Source organism: Apilactobacillus kunkeei, from assembly GCF_005930975.1.
Classification (GTDB): domain Bacteria; phylum Bacillota; class Bacilli; order Lactobacillales; family Lactobacillaceae; genus Apilactobacillus; species Apilactobacillus kunkeei_E.
This window is the reverse complement of the sequence record NZ_VBSE01000001.1, coordinates 1-206: the sequence shown is the minus strand read 5'-3', so window position 1 is coordinate 206 and position 206 is coordinate 1. Positions and strand designations below refer to the sequence as shown.

2 tRNA genes are annotated in these 206 nt (G+C 49.0%); both read left to right on the top strand.

Annotation, left to right across the window (positions count from 1 at the left end):
- Window position 1: 1 nt before the first annotated feature.
- Window positions 2-76: transfer RNA gene (locus tag FD688_RS00010), tRNA-Asp, on the top strand.
- A 56-nt stretch (window positions 77-132) separates the two neighbouring features.
- A tRNA-Phe gene (locus tag FD688_RS00005) sits at window positions 133-205 on the top strand.
- The last annotated feature ends 1 nt before the right edge of the window (window position 206 follow it).

Here is a 206-nt window from a genome sequence, read left to right as displayed (position 1 = left end):
TGGTTCGTTGGTCTAGTCGGTTTAGGACGCCTGCCTGTCACGCAGGAGGTCACGAGTTCGAGTCTCGTACGAACCGTTGTTGTCACAGACAACATAATTGAATATTTATCTATAGCAAAACATAAATGGTATGGCTCGGTAGCTCAGTTGGTAGAGCAACGGATTGAAGCTCCGTGTGTCGGCAGTTCGATTCTGTCCCGCGCCAT